1 pseudogene is annotated in these 346 nt (G+C 34.4%); it reads right to left on the reverse strand.

Annotated elements, in window-relative coordinates:
* Nucleotides 1-214: pseudogene (locus GNY06_RS06580) on the reverse strand (nicotinate phosphoribosyltransferase); the annotation flags it as partial.
* Nucleotides 215-346 lie beyond the last annotated feature (132 nt).

Raw genomic sequence — 346 nt, forward strand, 5'->3', positions numbered from 1 at the left:
CCTCAGGGCTCAGTTTTAGTTTCGACATTTCCTTGATAGCCTTGCTCAGCTCATCAGCGAAGCCTTCAGGGTAGATGTGTTTTCCTCGGTTGATAAATTCATATTTTACGACTTGTCTGGGGAATATCTTGGTTACAGCGCATTGCATCGTTAATTTGTAAAAATCATTATCAAATATGGAGAAAAGCCTTGCCCTTTTGTAGTATTCTAACATCCTATTTTATTTATGCTAATATAAATAATATAATTTAAATAAGCTTATCGCACTAAAATGGGTTGGATAATTAAAAGCGACTCTTTTTATATAAAAAGAGTCGCTTTTACATTGAGGTTGCACTAGGATTAG

Source organism: Elizabethkingia argenteiflava (assembly GCF_009904105.1).
Lineage (GTDB): Bacteria > Bacteroidota > Bacteroidia > Flavobacteriales > Weeksellaceae > Elizabethkingia > Elizabethkingia argenteiflava.